Below are 18,332 nucleotides of genomic sequence, written 5' to 3'. Positions count from 1 at the left end.
ACCAAATATTAAATAAATACAAAATGGACTTTTCAAATAATATTTTAGAAACAATTGGCAATACGCCGCTTGTAAAACTCAACAAAATTGTTGCTGAAATTGATGCGTTAGTGTTGGCAAAAGTCGAAACTTTTAATCCAGGAAATTCTGTAAAAGACAGAATGGCCGTTAAAATGATTGAAGATGCAGAAGCTGACGGGCGATTAAAACCTGGTGGAACTATTATTGAAGGAACTTCAGGAAATACCGGAATGGGATTAGCTCTTGTAGCTATTGTTAAAGGCTATAAATTGATTTGCGTAATATCTGATAAGCAGTCTAAGGAGAAAATGGATATACTTCGCGCTGTTGGTGCAAAAGTAGTAGTTTGTCCTACAGATGTTGAGCCAACAGATCCTCGTTCATATTATTCGGTTTCAAAACGTTTGGCTGAAGAAACTCCAAATTCTTGGTATGTAAATCAGTACGATAACATGTCAAATTCATTGGCGCATTATGAGCAAACTGGACCTGAAATCTGGAAACAGACAGATGGTAAAATTACACACTTTGTTGTTGGAGTAGGAACAGGTGGAACAATTTCTGGGGTTGGAAAATATCTGAAAGAGAAAAACCCAAATATTAAAATTTGGGGAATTGATACTTATGGTTCTGTTTTCAAGAAATACCACGAAACAGGAATTTTTGACGAAAACGAAATCTATTCTTATATCACGGAAGGAATTGGAGAAGATATTTTGCCAAAAAATGTTGATTTTTCTTTAATTGATGGCTTTACAAAAGTAACTGATAAAGATGCCGCAGTCTACACTAGAAAAATTGCACTTGAAGAAGGAATCTTTGTAGGGAATTCTGCTGGCGCTTGTATAAAAGGTTTATTGCAGTTAAAAGAACATTTTAAGCCAGAAGATGTTGTAGTGGTTTTATTTCATGATTCTGGAAGCCGATACGTTGGAAAAATGTTTAATGATGATTGGATGCGTGAACGTGGATTTTTGGAAGAAAATGTTACAAAAGCAGAAGATGTAATCAAAGATCATATCGATAAGGAATTGATTGTTGTTCGTACTGAAGAACTGGTTTCGCATGCAATTGAGCGTATGCGTAAATATAAGATTTCTCAAATTCCTGTTGTTGACATAAATGGTTTTGTGGGCTCTGTTGATGAAACAGACTTATTCAGGAGTTATGTTGCCGACAAAAATGTTGCAGAGAAGCCAATTAAGGAAGTAATGGGCAAACCATTTCCAATAGTTAAATTGGGAACTCCAATTGAAGAAGTGTCAAAACTTTTTACAAAAGAAAATGACGCAGTTTTAGTTGAATTAGGAAATGGTGCTCATCATATTATCACAAAGTATGATATTATTGGTTCAATAAAATAAGACACTTAAAATAAAATTTATCCATAAAGCTAATTGTAATTGGGCAACTAGTTTTATGGATTTTCTTTTTCAAAAATTTATAAAAAATGAATTTTACCGCAATAGATTTTGAAACTGCAACAGGATTTCATCCTTGTTCAGTTGGGATTGTTACTGTACAGAACGGTATTATTGTCGATGAGTTTGTTACTTTGATCAAACCCCCAAACAACATTTATAATCCTTTTACAATTCAAGTTCACGGTATTTATCCTCGTGATACAGTCAATGCAAAATCGTTTGCACAAGTTTATCCTGAAATCGAAAAAAGATTGAAAAATAGAGTTGTTGTAGCGCATAATGAAAGTTTTGACCGAAATGTTTTAGTCAAATCTATGCTGGCAAATGGCTTAAATTATGATGATTTGAATATTGCTTCAAAATGGGAATGTACAGTGAAAATCTATAAAGCAAAAGGTATAAAGCCTACAAAATTAAGCGATTGCTGTCGTGAAATGAACATAAAATTAAATCACCACGAAGCATTATCAGATGCTAGAGCTTGTGCTAAATTGTATTTGATGCGTTAAAATTATAAATTTGTAGGAATAGTTTTAAAATTTTATCTATTTTTAGGTTTTGTAATTTGTTATAAAACATAAAAATGAAAGAAGATTTTCTTCATCATCTCTGGAAATTTAAGAAATTTGATGCCTTGAATTTAAAAACGGCTCAAAATGAACAGATTATCATCTATAAAACGGGCGACTATTTAGAGCTTGCAGGCCCTGACTTTTTTAACGCTCAAATTAAAATTGGTGAACAAAAATGGGCAGGAAACGTCGAAATCCATTTAAAATCATCTGATTGGTATTTGCATAACCATGAAAAAGATGCTTCCTACGAAAATGTAATTTTGCATGTTGTGTGGGAACATGATACCGAAATATTCAGAGAAAATAATTCTGAAATTCCTGTTTTAGTTTTAAAGGATTATGTTTCAAAAGAAATTGTAGAAAATTATAACGCACTTATTGCTGTTAAGACTTGGATTTCCTGCGAAAAGCACCTTAAAGAAATTGATGGTTTTGTTTTTAAAAATTGGCAGGAACGATTATTTTTTGAAAAGTTAGAACGCAAATCACAGTTTGTTTTTCAGTTATTGGAAGAAACTAATCAAGATTGGGAAGCTGTTTTGTTTTGCTTGCTAGCTAAAAATTTTGGACTTAATACTAATGGGAATTCGTTTTTGCAAATGGCAAAGTCAATGCCTTTTTCTGTCTTTAGGAAAGAAAGTTTTGAAGTTGAAAATTTAGAAGCTTTATTTTTTGGAGTATGCGGTTTGTTGAATGGAGATAAGGAAGATGTTTACTTTAAAGATTTGAAGTTTAGATATTTTTTTCTGCTTCATAAATATAATTTGGAACAAACATATGTTGATCCGGTTCAGTTTTTTAAGCATAGACCGGATAATTTTCCCACTATACGGCTTTCTCAATTAGCAAGTTTATATCACAAATATCAAAATTTATTTTCGAAAATTATTGAATTAAACTCGGCGGAAAGTGTTTATGATTTACTTTCCGTTTCAACCAGTTTATATTGGCAGAATCATTATCAATTTGATAAAGAAAGCCCGAAAAAAGTAAAAAGACTTTCCAATTCTTTTTTAGATTTACTGATCATAAACACTATAATTCCACTTCAATTTGCTTATTCAAATAGATTCGGTGAAGCCATTGCAGAAGATTTAATTGATTTTATGACTGATGTTTCTTCAGAGAAAAACTCTATTATTGATAAGTTTGCTTCCTTCGGAATTAAATCAAAAAATGCATTTGAAAGCCAGACCTTATTAGAACTCAAAAATGAATACTGCGATCGAAAAGCTTGTTTGAAATGCGCAGTTGGAATGGAGCTGCTCAAAAATAATTAGATAGTTAGAAAATGTAATAATAAGATAATTTGTACTTTTGTCATCTTGAGTGAAGCTCAAGAAATCTAAACACTTAAATCTAAAATGTAAAAATGTCGGCAATTTTAAAACTTAAATTTTTCTTTGAAAAATACGGATTTCATGTTTCGTCTCGTCTTGCAGATAAATTAGGAATGCGTGTTACAAGTGTGCGATTGTTTTTTATTTATATATCCTTTGTTACCGCAGGTTTAGGATTTGGAGTTTATTTGACACTTGCCTTTTGGATAAGATTAAAGGATTTAATTAGAGCTAAAAGAACTTCAGTATTTGATTTGTAATTTAAACTAAGATTTAGAAAAGCATAAAAAAAAACCTGTTCAATATTTTGAACAGGTTTTTTTTATTTTGATTTAAGTAATCAATTATTCATTTTCCGTTTCTGGACTGTTTAGTTTAGCTCTTTTTTTGCTGTAAGCAAAGTAAACGATAAGACCTAAAGTTCCCCAGCATAAAAATGCGATCCAAGTTTCATGTCTTACTTGTGTCATTAAAAATAAATTGAAAGATACTCCTAAAGTTCCAACTAGGTATACAGCAGGTGTTTTGTAGTGTCTTTCTAATTCTGGTTTTTTATATCTCAAGATCATTACCGCAACGCAAACCATTCCAAACGCTAATAATGTTCCCATACTACACATTTCACTTACTTTTTCAATTGGAGTAAGTGCAGCAACAATTGAAATAATTGTTCCCACTAAGAAAGTGCTTTTATATGGAGTTTTGAAATTAGTATGTAATTTGCTGAAGAATGGAGGAAGTAAACCATCTCTAGACATTCCTAAGAAAATACGAGTCTGACCTAACATCATAACTAGCATTACAGAAGTTAAACCTGCTGTTGCTGCAATTGTGATAATAAACACGGCCCATGTTAATCCATTTTCACTAAAAGCAGATGCTACTGGAGCTGCTTTGTCTAATTGATCATAATGAACCATCCCTGTTAATACTAATGATACAAGAATGTAAAGAATAGTACAGATTACTAATGATGCAATAATTGCAAAAGGTACATCTTTTTTAGGATTGATTGCTTCACCCGCTTGAGTTGAAACAGCATCAAAACCGATGTAAGCAAAAAATACAATTGTTGCAGCAGTTAAAACACCTCCGAATCCAAAATTCATTTTTCCTGTAGCATTTCCAAGAGAGTCTAATGCAGGAACCTCTGTTGGAATAAACGGATGCCAGTTTTCTACGTTGATGTAAAACGCACCACAAATAATTACAAAAAGAACTACAGCTATTTTAACAATTACAATAATATTGTTTGTACTTGCAGCTTCTTTAATACCTTTTATAAGGATTGCTGTAACGATCCATGTAATTACAAATGCCGGTAAATTGAATGCAAATGTTGGAATATCGATTAAGTCGTTAGGAAAAGCTTTATTGTGTTCAATGATTTTTTCTGTTGCAGTTGCAAGATCGTTGCAGAGCCAAATTGGAAACTCAATGCCAAATAAATGTATTAATTTGACAAAATAACCGCTCCAGGCGACGGCAACAGTTGTGGCTCCCATCATGTATTCCAGAATTAAATTCCATCCTATGAACCACGCAAAAATTTCACCGATTGTTCCGTATGCATATGCATATGCTGATCCTTCAACAGGCAATACTGATGCAAATTCAGCATAACAAAGTGAAGCAAATAAACAGCCTATACCAGCAATAACAAACGATAGAGCCAAAGCTGGACCGGCATAATCATGAGCGGCAATTCCGGTTAAGGTAAAAATTCCACCACCTATGATTGCTCCAATCCCTAATGAGGTCAATCCCCATCTTGTAAGAACTCTTTTTAAATCACTTTTTTTCATATCGGCTTCAAAAGCAGATATAGGTTTAACTCTCCAAATTGACATATAATTATATTGGTTTATTGTTATTAAGCTCCAAATGTATTGTTTTTTGTAAAAAATAAAAACAATTATCGAGTTTTAAGTTATAAAATGTTTAAAATATTCAGAAAAGTAATGTGAAACTAACTTTGAGGCCTTGAATTCCTCAATTTAATTGTGTTTTACTTTTATTAAATATAATTTCTTTTTAAAATTTTATTTAGTAATTTACTTGTTAAATTTATACTTTTGACCTGTCTTTGAAATAAGGAAAACATACTAATGAAAAATTATTGGCCATTAAAATCGTATTTTCAATTTACATCTCAGCAGCGTACTGGAATAGTCGGGCTTTTTATAATTATAATTATTTTGGAAATCCTATATTTCGCAATTGACTTTAATTTGACTGAGAAATTTTTTCCAGAAAAAGAACAATGGATTTCGCTGCAATCTAAAGTTGATTCTCTCAAGCAAATTCAAAAAGATAAAAAGCCAATGCAATATTCTTTTAATCCTAATTTCATTTCAGATTATAAGGGTTATAAGTTAGGAATGTCGGTTGCAGAAATCGATCGATTGCTGGCATTTCGAAAAGAAAATAAATATGTGAATTCGGCTGAAGAATTTCAAGAAGTGACTAAGGTTTCGGATTCTTTGCTGGAAAAAATATCTCCGTTATTTAAATTTCCTGATTGGACTCATAATAAATCAAATTCAAATTTTAAAAATGAGAAAAAAGACTACCGGAAACCTGATTTTAAAAGTGGAAAAATTGCTTTATTAGACATTAATCAGGCTTCACAAGAAGACCTAGTAAAAATTTATGGTATCGGTGATGCTTTGTCTTTGCGGATTTTGAAGCAAAAAGAACTGTTGGGAGCTTTTGTTTCTATGGAGCAAATGAATGACATATGGGGATTGTCGCCAGAAGTTGTTTCGCAATTGAATTCACATTTTAAGATTACCATTCCAAGAGATTTGAAAAAGATACCAATAAATGATGTGTCATTAAAAGAGCTTTCGCAGTTTCCATATTTTAAATATGCATTGGCAAAGCAAATTATTACATATAGAAGTATGAATGGAAAAATCGATAATATTGAGGATTTGATAAAAATTAAAGATTTTCCTGTTGAAAAAGCAAAAATAATTAGTTTATATTTGGAGTTCTAAAAAAAGCCAACAATGAATTTTGATTATAACGAAACGCAGTCAATGATTGCCCAGTCTATTAAAGAATTTGCAGAAAAAAACATTAGACCTAATATTATGGAGTGGGATGAAGCTCAAATTTTTCCTGTTCCGCTGTTTAAAAAGTTAGGCGAAATGGGTTTTATGGGAGTTTTAGTGCCAGAAGAATTTGGAGGCTCCGGATTGGGGTATCATGAATATATTACTGTTATAGAAGAAATATCAAAAGTCGATCCTTCTATAGGTTTGTCTGTTGCGGCACACAATTCATTATGCACCAATCATATTTTGACTTTTGGAAACGAAGAACAAAAGAAAAAATACCTGCCAAAACTGGCAACTGCCGAATACATTGGAGCTTGGGGCTTGACAGAACACAATACAGGATCTGATGCCGGAGGTATGAATACTACTGCAGTTAGAGATGGAGATTCTTGGGTTATTAATGGGGCAAAGAATTTTATTACGCATGCTATATCAGGAGATGTAGCTGTCGTGATTGTGCGAACTGGTGAAAAAGGGGATTCTAAGGGAATGACAGCATTTATTTTAGAAAAAGGCATGGTAGGTTTTTCGTCTGGTAAAAAAGAAAATAAATTAGGGATGCGTGCGAGTGAAACAGCCGAATTGGTTTTTGATAATTGCCGTGTCTCAGATGCCAATAGATTAGGTGAGATAGGTGATGGATTTGTTCAGGCAATGAAAATTTTAGATGGTGGAAGAATTTCTATTGGAGCTTTATCACTAGGTATTGCAAAAGGTGCATATGAGGCTGCATTGAAATATTCAAAGGAAAGATATCAATTTGGTCAACCAATCAGCAGTTTTCAAGGTATTTCGTTTAAGTTGGCGGACATGGCGACTGAAATCGAAGCTTCAGAACTTCTTCTTCATAAAGCAGCTTATTTGAAAGAAGTTCATAAACCCGTTACAACATTGGGGGCAATGGCAAAAATGTACGCTTCAGAGGCTTGCGTGAAAATAGCAAATGAAGCAGTTCAAATTCATGGCGGATATGGATATACTAAGGATTTTCCAGTAGAAAAATTCTATAGAGATTCAAAATTATGTACAATAGGAGAGGGAACAACCGAAATTCAAAAATTGGTTATCTCAAGGAATTTATTGAAAGAATAGATTTTGCGAAAAGTTTAAAAAGGTAAGCGTCTCGGGTAAAATCACGAAAATGCATCTCATTTTTTACATGTCAACATTTTGCAATAAAAAATAATTCATAATTTATAATTGATAATTCATAATTAATATTTACATTTGCAGCCTTAACGAGAGGAGGTGTCTATATTATGTTAATTATACCAATTAAAGACGGAGAAAATATCGATAGAGCATTAAAGCGCTATAAAAGAAAATTTGATAAAACAGGAACTGTTCGTCAATTAAGAGCACGTACTGCTTTTATTAAGCCATCTGTTATCAAAAGAGCTCAAATTCAAAAAGCGGCTTACATTCAAGGCTTGAGAGATAGTTTAGAAAGTTAATATCAGCTTTTTTAAAAATAATTACCGTTAGTGATCAAGAAATTGACTGCTAACGGTTTTTTTATGCTTAATTTTGAAATGACTCTGTTTTTATGGTGTAAAAGAAAAATATTGGTTTTGATGAAAGCAAATAAAGATGCATTTCAGGATTATCTTGAACTAGAGAAAAAATATTCGTCGCATACGGTCGCTGCATACTTGAATGATATTTTTTCTTTTGAAGAATTTAATAAGTTGCGGTTTGAGCAAGACGGGGTTGAAGGTGTTAATTATAGTCAGATAAGAAGTTGGATAGTTTTTTTGGTTGATGAGGGTATTTCGAATGTTTCGGTAAATAGAAAAATGTCTTCTTTAAAGGCGTTTTATAAATTTCTTCTTAAAACAAAACAAATTGATGTGAATCCTATGTTGAAGCATAAAGCTTTAAAAACGCCTAAAAATGTCCAGATTCCATTTTCGGAAAAAGAATTGGGTGATTTGATGCAAGAGATTGATTCTTCGGTTGGTTTTGAAGAGATAAGGGATAAGTTGATTGTTGATTTGTTTTATACGACAGGAATGCGTAGGGCGGAGCTGATAAATTTAATGCTTTATAATGTTGATTTGTCTTCAGGTGCTATTAAGGTTTTGGGGAAGCGAAATAAGGAAAGAATTATTCCGATCCTTCCTGTTGTTGTAGGTGGGATTAGGGTGTATTTGAATGAGCGTTCTTTTGTTGAAAATATATCAGATGCGGATTATTTTTTTATTTCGAAAAAAGGATTAAAATTGAGTGAATCTTTTGTGTATCGATTAATAAATTCTTACTTTAGTAGGGTCTCTGAAAAGGTGAAAAAAAGTCCGCATGTGCTTCGGCATACTTTTGCAACTCACTTGTTAAATAATGGAGCAGATTTAAATTCAGTTAAGGAATTGTTAGGGCATTCGAGTTTGGCGTCGACACAAGTGTATACTCATAATAGTCTGGCGGAGCTTAAAAAGGCATATAATGATGCGCATCCTCGAAATAAATAATAGTTTCTGAAATGTTTAACCCTAAAATTAATATTATGAAGGTAGATGTTCATGCAGTTAACTTTACTGTTGACAGAAAGTTGGTGGATTTTATTCAGGAAAGAATGGATAAGTTAGAAAAATATTACGACCGAGTGGTGTCGTCAGACGTTTTTTTAAAAGTGGAGAGAACAAGTGATAAGGAGAATAAAGCAGTAGAGATAAAGATTAATGTTCCGGGAGATGATTTTTTGGTAAAAAAGCAGTGCAAAACATTTGAGGAGGCGGTTGAGCTTTCGGCAGAATCATTAGAACGTTTACTAGTAAAAAGGAAAGAAAAAATCAGAGCACACATATAATTGAAATTTTTTTCAAAAAATGTTTTGATTCAAAGATAAAATAGCTACATTTGCAGTCCGTTAGAAATAGCGGACTTTTTTAATGTATTCGCCGATGTAGCTCAGCTGGCTAGAGCAGCTGATTTGTAATCAGCAGGTCGTGGGTTCGAGTCCCTCTATCGGCTCAAAAATATTTCAAATGCGATTTGAAACATGTTCTTGTAAAATACTGAAAAACAATTATTTGTGATTGAAAAAAAAGGTTTTCAGAAATCTAAATAACAAAATTACAAATCATCTGGGGAGATACTCAAGCGGCCAACGAGGGCAGACTGTAAATCTGCTGTGTGAACTTCGCAGGTTCGAATCCTGCTCTCCCCACAAAAAGAAGTTTAGGTTTTTAATCTGAAAACAGAATTCAAGAAAAATCTAAAATCAGAACTCTCTGCCGGTGTAGCTCAGGGGTAGAGTGCTTCCTTGGTAAGGAAGAGGTCTCGGGTTCAAATCCCGACATTGGCTCAAGTAAGTAGGAAATTGAAAATTAATATATAACTAAGATTAAAAATTAAGTAAAATGGCAAAGGAGAATTTTAATCGTTCCAAACCGCACTTAAACATAGGTACAATTGGACACGTGGATCACGGAAAAACTACATTAACTGCTGCAATTACAAAAGTATTGTCAGATGCTGGTTACTGTCAAGCAAAATCGTTTGATCAAATCGATAACGCTCCAGAGGAGAAAGAAAGAGGTATTACTATTAATACATCACACGTAGAGTATGAAACAGCTAACCGTCACTACGCTCACGTTGACTGTCCAGGTCACGCGGATTACGTAAAGAACATGGTTACTGGTGCTGCTCAAATGGACGGAGCTATCTTAGTAGTTGCTGCTACAGATGGTCCAATGCCACAAACTCGTGAGCACATCCTTTTAGGTCGTCAGGTTGGTATTCCAAGAATCGTTGTTTTCATGAACAAAGTGGATATGGTTGATGATGCTGAGTTGTTAGAGCTTGTTGAAATGGAAATTAGAGATTTGTTATCTTTCTACGAATATGATGGAGATAATGGTCCTGTAGTTCAAGGTTCTGCATTAGGAGGATTAAACAATGATCCAAACTGGGTTCCTAAAATCATTGAATTAATGGAAGCTGTTGATAACTGGATCGAAGAGCCAGTACGTGACGTTGCTAAACCATTCTTGATGCCAGTTGAGGACGTATTTACAATTACAGGTCGTGGAACTGTTGCTACAGGTCGTATCGAAACTGGAGTTGCTAATACTGGAGATCCTGTTGAAATCATTGGTATGGGAGCTGAAAAATTAACTTCTACTATTACAGGAGTTGAGATGTTCCGTAAAATCCTTGACAGAGGTGAAGCTGGAGATAACGTAGGTTTATTGTTAAGAGGTATTGATAAAGCTGATATCAAAAGAGGTATGGTTATTATTAAGCCAGGTTCAGTAAAACCACACGCTAAATTCAAAGCTGAGGTTTATATCTTGAAAAAAGAAGAAGGTGGACGTCACACTCCATTCCACAATAACTACCGTCCACAGTTCTACGTACGTACAACTGACGTAACAGGGGTTATTACTTTACCAGCAGGTGTAGAGATGGTAATGCCAGGTGATAACTTAACTATTGAAGTTGCTTTATTAAGCCCAATCGCTATGAACGTAGGTTTACGTTTTGCTATCCGTGAAGGTGGTAGAACAGTTGGTGCTGGTCAGGTTACTGAAATCGTAGAGTAATTCTATAATAATAAAAAAAGCCAGTGATTTTCTTAATTGAAATCACTGGCTTTAATTACGGGCGTAGTTCAAGGGTAGAATAGCGGTCTCCAAAACCGTTGATGGGGGTTCGAATCCCTCCGCCCGTGCAATAAAAAAATATATCAAATGACAAAAGTTACTAATTATTTATCAGAGGCTTTCGAGGAGTTAAAGTCAAATGTTACTTGGCCAGCTTGGGCTGAGGTTCAAAAATTGACAATTGTTGTGGCTGTATTTTCGATTCTATTTGCTTTGGCAACATGGGGAGTAGACGAATTTTTTGCAAAAGCTTTGGCTGGATTTTTTAACTGGTTAAAAGGATAAATTTTTTGTGATGGCAGATAATAATGTGAAAAAATGGTATGTAGTTAGAGCTGTAAGCGGACAAGAAAATAAAGTCAAAGCTTACATCGAAACTGAGATTGCCAGATTAGGTATGGGTGATTATGTTTCTCAAGTTTTAGTGCCTACAGAAAAAGTAGTTACTGTAAAAGAAGGAAAAAAAATGTCTAAGGATAAAGTTTATTTTCCTGGATATGTTATGATCGAAGCCAATTTAGTTGGTGAGATACCTCATATTATTAAATCTATTACAAGTGTAATTGGATTTTTAGGAGAGATTAAAGGAGGGGAACCTGTTCCTTTAAGGCTTTCGGAAGTAAATCGTATGTTAGGGAAAGTAGATGAGTTAGCTGTAAATACAGATACTCGCGCAATTCCATTCAACTTAGGTGAAACTGTTAAAGTGATCGATGGTCCTTTTAATGGATTTAATGGTACAGTTGAAAAAATAAATGAAGAAAAGCGTAAACTTGAGGTTATGGTTAAGATTTTCGGAAGAAAGACACCATTGGAATTAAGTTTTATGCAAGTTGAAAAAGTATAATTTTTTGTTACATATATAATATCCATCGCAATCGCTTCCAATTGATTGTGGTGTTAAATTTTTTAAAAATGGCTAAAGAAATTAGTAAGGTAGTTAAACTACAAGTTAAGGGAGGTGCTGCGAATCCGTCGCCACCGGTTGGACCTGCTTTAGGAGCTGCTGGGGTAAACATCATGGAGTTCTGTAAGCAATTTAATGCTAGAACTCAAGATAAACCTGGCAAAATTTGTCCAGTGCAAATCACTGTGTACAAAGACAAATCATTTGATTTTGTTGTTAAGACTCCTCCAGCAGCAGTTCAGTTAATGGAAGCTGCAAAGCTAAAATCTGGTTCTGGTGAGCCTAATCGTAAAAAAGTAGCTAGTGTTACTTGGGAACAAATTAGAGCAATTGCTGATGACAAAATGCCAGACTTAAATGCATTCACTATTGAGGCTGCAATGAGTATGGTTGCTGGAACAGCTAGATCTATGGGTATAACTGTATCAGGAGACGCTCCTTTTTAATTAAGAAAAAGACATGGCAAAATTAACAAAAAAGCAAAAAGAGGCTGCTTCAAAAATTGAAAAGAACAAATTATACTCTCTTAAGGATGCTGCTGCATTATTAAAAGTTGTTGCTTCTGCAAAATTTGATGAGTCTGTTGATATCGCAGTTCGTTTGGGTGTTGATCCAAGAAAAGCGAATCAAATGGTTAGAGGTGTGGTAACTTTACCTCACGGAACAGGAAAAGATGTTAAAGTATTAGCATTGGTTACTCCAGATAAAGAGGCTGAAGCAAGAGAAGCTGGAGCAGATCACGTTGGTCTTGACGATTACCTTCAAAAAATTAAAGACGGTTGGACAGATGTTGATGTTATCATCACTATGCCGGCTGTTATGGGTAAATTAGGTCCATTAGGTCGTATTTTAGGACCTAGAGGTTTAATGCCAAACCCTAAAACAGGTACTGTAACTATGGATGTTGCAAAAGCTGTTCAAGAGGTTAAAGCTGGTAAAATTGACTTTAAAGTTGATAAAACTGGTATCGTTCACGCAGGAATTGGTAAAGTTTCTTTTGGAGCTGAGCAAATTGTTGACAACGCACACGAAATTATTCAAACATTAATAAAACTTAAACCAACTGCTGCTAAAGGTACATACATTAAAGGTATTCACCTTACAAGCACTATGAGTCCTGCTATTGCATTAGACCCAAAAGCAGTATAATTGGTAGTTAAAAATTTTTAGTATGACTAGAGAAGAAAAATCAATCGCGATTGAAAATTTAACTGCGCAGTTAGCTGGGACAAATATCATTTATGTATCTGATATTTCTGGTTTAAACGCAGAGACAACTTCAAACTTACGTAGAGCTTGTTTTAAAGCTGGTATCAAATTAGAAGTAGTTAAGAATACTTTGCTTGCAAAAGCAATGGAAGCTTCTGCTAATGATTATGGTGATTTACCAACAGTTTTAACTGGTAACAGTGCTATCTTTATTTCTGATGTTGCAAATGCACCTGGAAAAATTATCAAAGATTTCCGTAAGAAATCTGATAAACCAGTTTTAAAAGGAGCTTACATCAACTCTGAAGTATATATCGGAGATAATCAATTAGATGCATTAGCTACAATTAAATCTAAAGAAGAGCTTATTGGAGAAATCATTGGATTATTACAATCTCCAGCTCAAAGAATTATTTCTGCTTTACAAAACAAATTCGCTGGTAGCGAAGAAGAAGGAGCAGAGTAATTTTGAATGTAAAGAAGGTTGCTTCTTTACTGCTTAATTAGCGCACAATAATTAAATTATATTTTTACAAATCATTTTAAACGATAGAAAAATGGCAGATTTGAAACAATTCGCAGAACAATTAGTTAACTTAACAGTTAAAGAAGTTAACGAATTAGCAACAATATTAAAAGACGAGTATGGTATCGAGCCTGCTGCTGCAGCTGTAGTAGTTGCTGCTGGTGGTGGAGAAGGTGCTGCTGAAGAAGCACAAACTGAATTTACAGTTGTATTAAAAGAAGCTGGTGCTTCTAAATTAGCAGTTGTAAAATTAGTTAAAGAACTTACAGGTTTAGGTCTTAAAGAAGCTAAAGATGTAGTTGACGGTGCTCCAAGCAACGTTAAAGAAGGTGTTTCTAAAGAAGAGGCTGAAGGTCTTAAAAAAGCATTAGAAGAAGCTGGAGCTGTTGTTGAGTTAAAATAACAAAACGCAGTTTAGAACTAGGTTTAGACCTTGGATGGAAACATCCAAGAGTCTAAACCATTTTTCGTATAATAAAATATATTAAGTTTTATTATCCCATAGTTTAAAATACGAAAAAGTTTTTGATCAATACGAAGAAAGAAAATTAGACTTAGTTTATAGAATTAATTTTTAAAGATGTATTGATTATAATAAGAAAGTATAGATTAAACAGTGTGTTTTTACACAAAAAAATTACTTTTTTTTAATCAAAATTTTGTCCATTGATGATAACAAATCAGACTGAAAGATTGAATTTTGCCTCTACAAAAAATATCCCTGACTATCCAGATTTTCTTGATGTTCAGGTTAAATCTTTTAAAGATTTCTTTCAATTAGAAACGAAATCTGACGAAAGAGGCAACGAAGGGTTATACAACACCTTCATGGAAAACTTCCCAATTACAGATACAAGAAACAACTTTGTATTGGAATTCCTAGATTATTTTGTTGATCCGCCGCGTTATACAATTCAAGAATGTATAGAGAGAGGTCTTACTTATAGTGTGCCTTTAAAAGCTAGGTTAAAACTATACTGTACAGATCCAGAACACGAAGATTTTGAAACAATTGTACAAGATGTTTATCTTGGAACAATCCCTTACATGACTCCAAGTGGTACTTTTGTAATCAATGGTGCCGAGCGTGTTGTAGTATCACAATTACACCGTTCTCCTGGGGTTTTCTTTGGACAGTCATTCCACGCAAATGGAACTAAACTTTATTCTGCAAGAGTAATTCCTTTTAAAGGTTCTTGGATAGAATTCTCTACTGATATCAACAGCGTAATGTACGCATATATCGATAGAAAGAAAAAATTACCTGTAACAACTTTATTCCGTGCTATCGGTTTCGAAAGAGATAAGGATATCCTTGAAATTTTCGACTTAGCTGAAGAAATTAAAGTTTCTAAAACTGGTATTAAGAAATATATTGGAAGAAGACTTGCTGCACGTGTTTTGAATACATGGCACGAGGATTTCGTTGATGAGGATACTGGAGAAGTAGTTTCTATCGAGCGTAACGAAATCATCCTTGATCGTGATACAATTATCGACAAAGATAATGTTGAAGAGATCATCGATTCTAATGTAAAATCTATTTTGTTGCATAAAGAGGATAATAATCAAGCAGATTATGCTATTATTCACAACACGTTACAAAAAGATCCAACAAACTCTGAAAAAGAAGCTGTAGAGCACATTTACCGTCAGTTGCGTAACGCTGAACCGCCTGATGAGGAAACTGCTCGTGGTATTATAGATAAATTGTTCTTCTCTGATCAACGTTATAACTTAGGTGAAGTTGGTCGTTACAGAATGAACAAAAAATTAGATTTAGATATCCCTATGGATAAGCAAGTGCTTACTAAAGAGGATATTATTACAATCGTAAAATATTTGATCGAGTTGATCAACTCTAAAGCAGAGATTGATGATATTGATCACTTATCAAACCGTCGTGTTAGAACAGTTGGTGAACAATTGTCTCAACAATTCGGTGTTGGTTTAGCACGTATGGCTAGAACTATTCGTGAGAGAATGAACGTTAGAGATAACGAGGTGTTTACACCAATTGATTTGATTAATGCTAAAACATTATCATCAGTTATCAACTCTTTCTTTGGTACTAACCAGTTATCTCAATTTATGGATCAAACGAATCCATTAGCTGAGATTACACACAAAAGAAGACTTTCTGCACTTGGACCAGGTGGACTTTCGAGAGAGAGAGCTGGTTTCGAGGTTCGTGACGTTCACTATACTCACTATGGTCGTTTATGTCCGATTGAAACTCCTGAGGGACCAAACATTGGTTTGATTTCATCTCTTGGTGTTTATGCAAAAGTTAACGGAATGGGATTCATTGAAACTCCATACCGTAAAGTAACAAATGGTGTAGTTGATTTAGAAAGTACTCCAGTTTACTTAAGTGCTGAAGAAGAAGAAGGTAAAATGATTGCTCAGGCAAACATCGAAATGGATGCTTCAGGTAAAATTACAGCTAGTAACGTTATTGCTCGTGAAGAGGGTGACTTCCCAGTTGTTGAACCAAGTTCAGTACATTATACAGACGTTGCTCCTAACCAGATCGCTTCGATTTCTGCATCTTTGATTCCTTTCTTGGAGCATGATGATGCGAACCGTGCGTTGATGGGATCGAACATGATGCGTCAGGCAGTTCCTTTGATCCGTCCTGAAGCACCAATTGTAGGTACAGGTTTAGAGCGTCAGGTAGCTTCAGATTCAAGAGTATTAATCAATGCTGAAGGGCATGGTACTGTTGAATACGTAGATGCTAATATCATTACTATTAAATACGATCGTACAGAAGACGAGAGAATGGTTAGTTTTGATGCTGATGAGAAAACGTACAATTTAATTAAATTTAGAAAAACCAATCAAGGTACAAGTATCAACTTGAAACCAATCGTAAGAAGAGGTGACAGAGTTGTTCCTGGCCAAGTATTGTCTGAAGGATATGCTACTCAAAATGGAGAATTAGCTTTAGGTAGAAACTTAAAAGTTGCGTTCATGCCATGGAAAGGATACAACTTCGAGGATGCGATTGTAATTTCTGAAAAAGTAGTTCGTGATGATATTTTTACTTCTATCCACGTTGATGATTATTCATTAGAGGTTAGAGATACTAAGTTAGGAAATGAAGAGTTAACAAACGATATTCCTAACGTTTCTGAAGAAGCTACTAAAGATTTAGATGAAAACGGTATGATCAGAATTGGAGCAGAGGTTAAGCCTGGCGACATTCTTATCGGAAAAATTACACCAAAAGGAGAATCAGATCCTACTCCAGAGGAGAAATTGCTTCGTGCAATCTTCGGAGATAAAGCAGGTGATGTAAAAGATGCTTCATTAAAAGCTTCTCCATCTTTACATGGTGTAGTTCTTGACAAAAAATTATTTGCAAGAGCCGTAAAAGATAAACGTAAACGTACTCAGGATAAAGATGCTTTAGGCGCTTTGGAAATGGAATTCGAAACTAAATTTGTTGAATTAAAAGACAGATTAGTTGAAAAATTATTCTTGATCGTTAACGGAAAAACATCTCAAGGTGTAATGAATGATTTGGGTGAAGAAGTTTTACCAAAAGGTAAAAAATATACTCAAAAAATGCTTTACGCAGTAGAGGATTTTGCTCACTTAAGCAAAGGTCAATGGGTTGCTGATGATGCTACAAATAAAATGGTTAATGATTTGATTCATAACTATAAAATTAAGCTGAACGACTTACAAGGATCTTTAAGAAGAGAGAAATTTACTATTACAGTTGGGGATGAATTACCATCTGGAATCTTGAAATTGGCTAAAATCTATATCGCTAAAAAACGTAAGTTAAAAGTTGGTGATAAAATGGCAGGACGTCACGGTAACAAAGGTATTGTTGCAAGAATCGTTCGTCATGAAGATATGCCTTTCTTAGAAGATGGAACACCGGTAGATATTGTATTGAATCCACTTGGGGTACCTTCACGTATGAACATTGGTCAGATTTATGAGACTGTTCTTGGATGGGCTGGTATGAACTTGGGTAGAAAATTTGCTACTCCAATCTTCGACGGTGCTTCTCTTGACGAGATCAACGCTTTGACTGATGAGGCTAATGTACCACGTTTTGGACATACATATCTTTATGATGGTGGAACTGGAGAGCGTTTTGCACAAAAAGCAACCGTGGGTGTAATTTACATGCTTAAATTAGGACACATGGTTGATGATAAGATGCACGCACGTTCTATCGGACCATACTCATTGATTACGCAACAACCACTTGGAGGTAAAGCTCAATTTGGAGGTCAGCGTTTTGGAGAGATGGAGGTTTGGGCACTTGAGGCTTATGGAGCTTCTAGTACACTACGTGAAATCTTAACTGTTAAGTCTGATGACGTTATTGGTAGAGCTAAAACTTACGAGGCTATCGTTAAGGGTGAAACTATGCCAGAACCAGGTTTACCAGAATCATTCAATGTATTAATGCACGAATTGAAAGGTCTAGGATTAGATCTTCGTTTGGAAGAATAATAATAAAAGTAGAGACGTGATTAATCGCGTCTCTATTTAGTATTTATAATAAGTTTTTAAAGATTTATACCCGTAAACCGTTCCGATTTTTTATAACAATGCAAGGCATTTTATAACTAGCACTTCAAATAAGATTTGAGGTTTAGAGAAGTAACCCGAGGTAGTAGCTGAATGAT

18 protein-coding genes and 4 tRNA genes are annotated in these 18,332 nt (G+C 34.3%); 21 read left to right on the top strand and 1 reads right to left on the bottom strand.

Annotated elements, in window-relative coordinates:
• Positions 1-23: 23 nt before the first annotated feature.
• The 4 genes from FND99_RS12895 (at position 24) to FND99_RS12880 (ending at position 3,620) form a co-directional block, all read left to right on the top strand.
• The gene (locus FND99_RS12895) at positions 24-1,385 is read left to right on the top strand and encodes a pyridoxal-phosphate dependent enzyme (protein ID WP_144338363.1); all 1,362 of its coding nucleotides are present in this window, start codon (positions 24-26) and stop codon (positions 1,383-1,385) included.
• 86 nt (positions 1,386-1,471) lie between these two features.
• Positions 1,472-1,954 (top strand): 3'-5' exonuclease, encoded by a 483-nt coding sequence (locus tag FND99_RS12890; protein WP_144338362.1) that lies wholly within the window; start codon positions 1,472-1,474, stop codon positions 1,952-1,954.
• 74 nt (positions 1,955-2,028) lie between these two features.
• Entirely contained in the window at positions 2,029-3,300 is a 1,272-nt protein-coding gene (locus FND99_RS12885) for a DUF2851 family protein (RefSeq protein WP_144338361.1), read from the top strand.
• A 92-nt stretch (positions 3,301-3,392) separates the two neighbouring features.
• Complete coding sequence (locus FND99_RS12880) at positions 3,393-3,620, top strand: PspC family transcriptional regulator (RefSeq protein WP_007810860.1); 228 nt, start codon at positions 3,393-3,395, stop codon at positions 3,618-3,620.
• An 84-nt stretch (positions 3,621-3,704) separates the two neighbouring features.
• Here the strand turns inward: FND99_RS12880 and FND99_RS12875 are convergent, their stop codons facing one another.
• A complete protein-coding gene (locus tag FND99_RS12875) occupies positions 3,705-5,210 on the bottom strand; it encodes an amino acid permease (RefSeq protein WP_144338360.1) in 1,506 nt (501 codons plus the stop codon).
• Positions 5,211-5,468: 258 nt separating this feature from the next.
• Here FND99_RS12875 and FND99_RS12870 point away from each other — a divergent pair, with 258 nt between their 5' ends.
• The 17 genes from FND99_RS12870 (at position 5,469) to rpoB (ending at position 18,156) form a co-directional block, all read left to right on the top strand.
• Entirely contained in the window at positions 5,469-6,362 is an 894-nt protein-coding gene (locus FND99_RS12870) for a ComEA family DNA-binding protein (RefSeq protein ID WP_144338359.1), read from the top strand.
• 12 nt (positions 6,363-6,374) lie between these two features.
• Entirely contained in the window at positions 6,375-7,517 is a 1,143-nt protein-coding gene (locus tag FND99_RS12865) for an acyl-CoA dehydrogenase family protein (RefSeq protein ID WP_144338358.1), read from the top strand.
• Between the two features lie 167 nt (positions 7,518-7,684).
• On the top strand, positions 7,685-7,879 hold the full coding sequence (gene rpsU, locus FND99_RS12860) for a 30S ribosomal protein S21 (RefSeq protein WP_115889621.1): 195 nt from the start codon (positions 7,685-7,687) through the stop codon (positions 7,877-7,879).
• Positions 7,880-7,999: 120 nt separating this feature from the next.
• Positions 8,000-8,893 (top strand): tyrosine-type recombinase/integrase, encoded by an 894-nt coding sequence (locus FND99_RS12855; RefSeq protein WP_144338357.1) that lies wholly within the window; start codon positions 8,000-8,002, stop codon positions 8,891-8,893.
• 35 nt (positions 8,894-8,928) lie between these two features.
• Complete coding sequence (gene hpf, locus FND99_RS12850) at positions 8,929-9,231, top strand: ribosome hibernation-promoting factor, HPF/YfiA family (protein ID WP_035652108.1); 303 nt, start codon at positions 8,929-8,931, stop codon at positions 9,229-9,231.
• 90 nt (positions 9,232-9,321) lie between these two features.
• Positions 9,322-9,395 (top strand) — tRNA-Thr (locus tag FND99_RS12845).
• Positions 9,396-9,510: 115 nt separating this feature from the next.
• Positions 9,511-9,591 (top strand) — tRNA-Tyr (locus FND99_RS12840).
• A gap of 66 nt (positions 9,592-9,657) precedes the next feature.
• Positions 9,658-9,729, top strand: a tRNA-Thr gene (locus FND99_RS12835).
• A gap of 55 nt (positions 9,730-9,784) precedes the next feature.
• The gene (gene tuf, locus FND99_RS12830; RefSeq protein WP_109192121.1) at positions 9,785-10,972 is read left to right on the top strand and encodes an elongation factor Tu; all 1,188 of its coding nucleotides are present in this window, start codon (positions 9,785-9,787) and stop codon (positions 10,970-10,972) included.
• A 57-nt stretch (positions 10,973-11,029) separates the two neighbouring features.
• Positions 11,030-11,100, top strand: a tRNA-Trp gene (locus tag FND99_RS12825).
• Positions 11,101-11,119: 19 nt separating this feature from the next.
• On the top strand, positions 11,120-11,317 hold the full coding sequence (gene secE, locus FND99_RS12820; protein ID WP_008466927.1) for a preprotein translocase subunit SecE: 198 nt from the start codon (positions 11,120-11,122) through the stop codon (positions 11,315-11,317).
• Between the two features lie 10 nt (positions 11,318-11,327).
• On the top strand, positions 11,328-11,879 hold the full coding sequence (gene nusG, locus FND99_RS12815) for a transcription termination/antitermination protein NusG (protein WP_029273444.1): 552 nt from the start codon (positions 11,328-11,330) through the stop codon (positions 11,877-11,879).
• 68 nt (positions 11,880-11,947) lie between these two features.
• Entirely contained in the window at positions 11,948-12,385 is a 438-nt protein-coding gene (gene rplK, locus FND99_RS12810) for a 50S ribosomal protein L11 (RefSeq protein WP_144338356.1), read from the top strand.
• A 13-nt stretch (positions 12,386-12,398) separates the two neighbouring features.
• Positions 12,399-13,088, top strand: a complete 690-nt coding sequence (gene rplA, locus FND99_RS12805) for a 50S ribosomal protein L1 (RefSeq protein ID WP_012024013.1) — start codon at positions 12,399-12,401, stop codon at positions 13,086-13,088.
• Between the two features lie 22 nt (positions 13,089-13,110).
• Positions 13,111-13,614, top strand: a complete 504-nt coding sequence (gene rplJ / locus FND99_RS12800; RefSeq protein ID WP_144338355.1) for a 50S ribosomal protein L10 — start codon at positions 13,111-13,113, stop codon at positions 13,612-13,614.
• 91 nt (positions 13,615-13,705) lie between these two features.
• Entirely contained in the window at positions 13,706-14,077 is a 372-nt protein-coding gene (gene rplL / locus FND99_RS12795) for a 50S ribosomal protein L7/L12 (protein WP_026730429.1), read from the top strand.
• Positions 14,078-14,343: 266 nt separating this feature from the next.
• Positions 14,344-18,156 carry a DNA-directed RNA polymerase subunit beta gene (rpoB, locus tag FND99_RS12790; RefSeq protein ID WP_144338354.1) on the top strand — a complete coding sequence of 1,271 codons (3,813 nt, stop codon included), beginning with the start codon at positions 14,344-14,346 and terminating at the stop codon, positions 18,154-18,156.
• The last annotated feature ends 176 nt before the right edge of the window (positions 18,157-18,332 follow it).

The organism is Flavobacterium daemonense (genome assembly GCF_007341385.1).
Lineage (GTDB): Bacteria > Bacteroidota > Bacteroidia > Flavobacteriales > Flavobacteriaceae > Flavobacterium > Flavobacterium daemonense.
This window is presented reverse-complemented; position numbering and strand designations above follow the sequence as displayed.

Excerpts from the sequence above, each read along its gene's own strand:
- secE (WP_008466927.1), top strand. The coding sequence starts at position 11,120 with ATGACAAAAGTTACTAATTATTTATCAGAGGCTTTCGAGGAGTTAAAG.
- rplL (WP_026730429.1), top strand. The coding sequence starts at position 13,706 with ATGGCAGATTTGAAACAATTCGCAGAACAATTAGTTAACTTAACAGTT.
- rpoB (WP_144338354.1), top strand. The coding sequence starts at position 14,344 with ATGATAACAAATCAGACTGAAAGATTGAATTTTGCCTCTACAAAAAAT.
- FND99_RS12895 (WP_144338363.1), top strand. The coding sequence starts at position 24 with ATGGACTTTTCAAATAATATTTTAGAAACAATTGGCAATACGCCGCTT.
- nusG (WP_029273444.1), top strand. The coding sequence starts at position 11,328 with ATGGCAGATAATAATGTGAAAAAATGGTATGTAGTTAGAGCTGTAAGC.
- rplK (WP_144338356.1), top strand. The coding sequence starts at position 11,948 with ATGGCTAAAGAAATTAGTAAGGTAGTTAAACTACAAGTTAAGGGAGGT.
- FND99_RS12870 (WP_144338359.1), top strand. The coding sequence starts at position 5,469 with ATGAAAAATTATTGGCCATTAAAATCGTATTTTCAATTTACATCTCAG.
- tuf (WP_109192121.1), top strand. The coding sequence starts at position 9,785 with ATGGCAAAGGAGAATTTTAATCGTTCCAAACCGCACTTAAACATAGGT.
- FND99_RS12875 (WP_144338360.1), bottom strand. The coding sequence starts at position 5,210 with ATGTCAATTTGGAGAGTTAAACCTATATCTGCTTTTGAAGCCGATATG.
- rpsU (WP_115889621.1), top strand. The coding sequence starts at position 7,685 with ATGTTAATTATACCAATTAAAGACGGAGAAAATATCGATAGAGCATTA.
- FND99_RS12865 (WP_144338358.1), top strand. The coding sequence starts at position 6,375 with ATGAATTTTGATTATAACGAAACGCAGTCAATGATTGCCCAGTCTATT.
- rplJ (WP_144338355.1), top strand. The coding sequence starts at position 13,111 with ATGACTAGAGAAGAAAAATCAATCGCGATTGAAAATTTAACTGCGCAG.
- hpf (WP_035652108.1), top strand. The coding sequence starts at position 8,929 with ATGAAGGTAGATGTTCATGCAGTTAACTTTACTGTTGACAGAAAGTTG.
- rplA (WP_012024013.1), top strand. The coding sequence starts at position 12,399 with ATGGCAAAATTAACAAAAAAGCAAAAAGAGGCTGCTTCAAAAATTGAA.
- FND99_RS12890 (WP_144338362.1), top strand. The coding sequence starts at position 1,472 with ATGAATTTTACCGCAATAGATTTTGAAACTGCAACAGGATTTCATCCT.
- FND99_RS12885 (WP_144338361.1), top strand. The coding sequence starts at position 2,029 with ATGAAAGAAGATTTTCTTCATCATCTCTGGAAATTTAAGAAATTTGAT.
- FND99_RS12880 (WP_007810860.1), top strand. The coding sequence starts at position 3,393 with ATGTCGGCAATTTTAAAACTTAAATTTTTCTTTGAAAAATACGGATTT.
- FND99_RS12855 (WP_144338357.1), top strand. The coding sequence starts at position 8,000 with ATGAAAGCAAATAAAGATGCATTTCAGGATTATCTTGAACTAGAGAAA.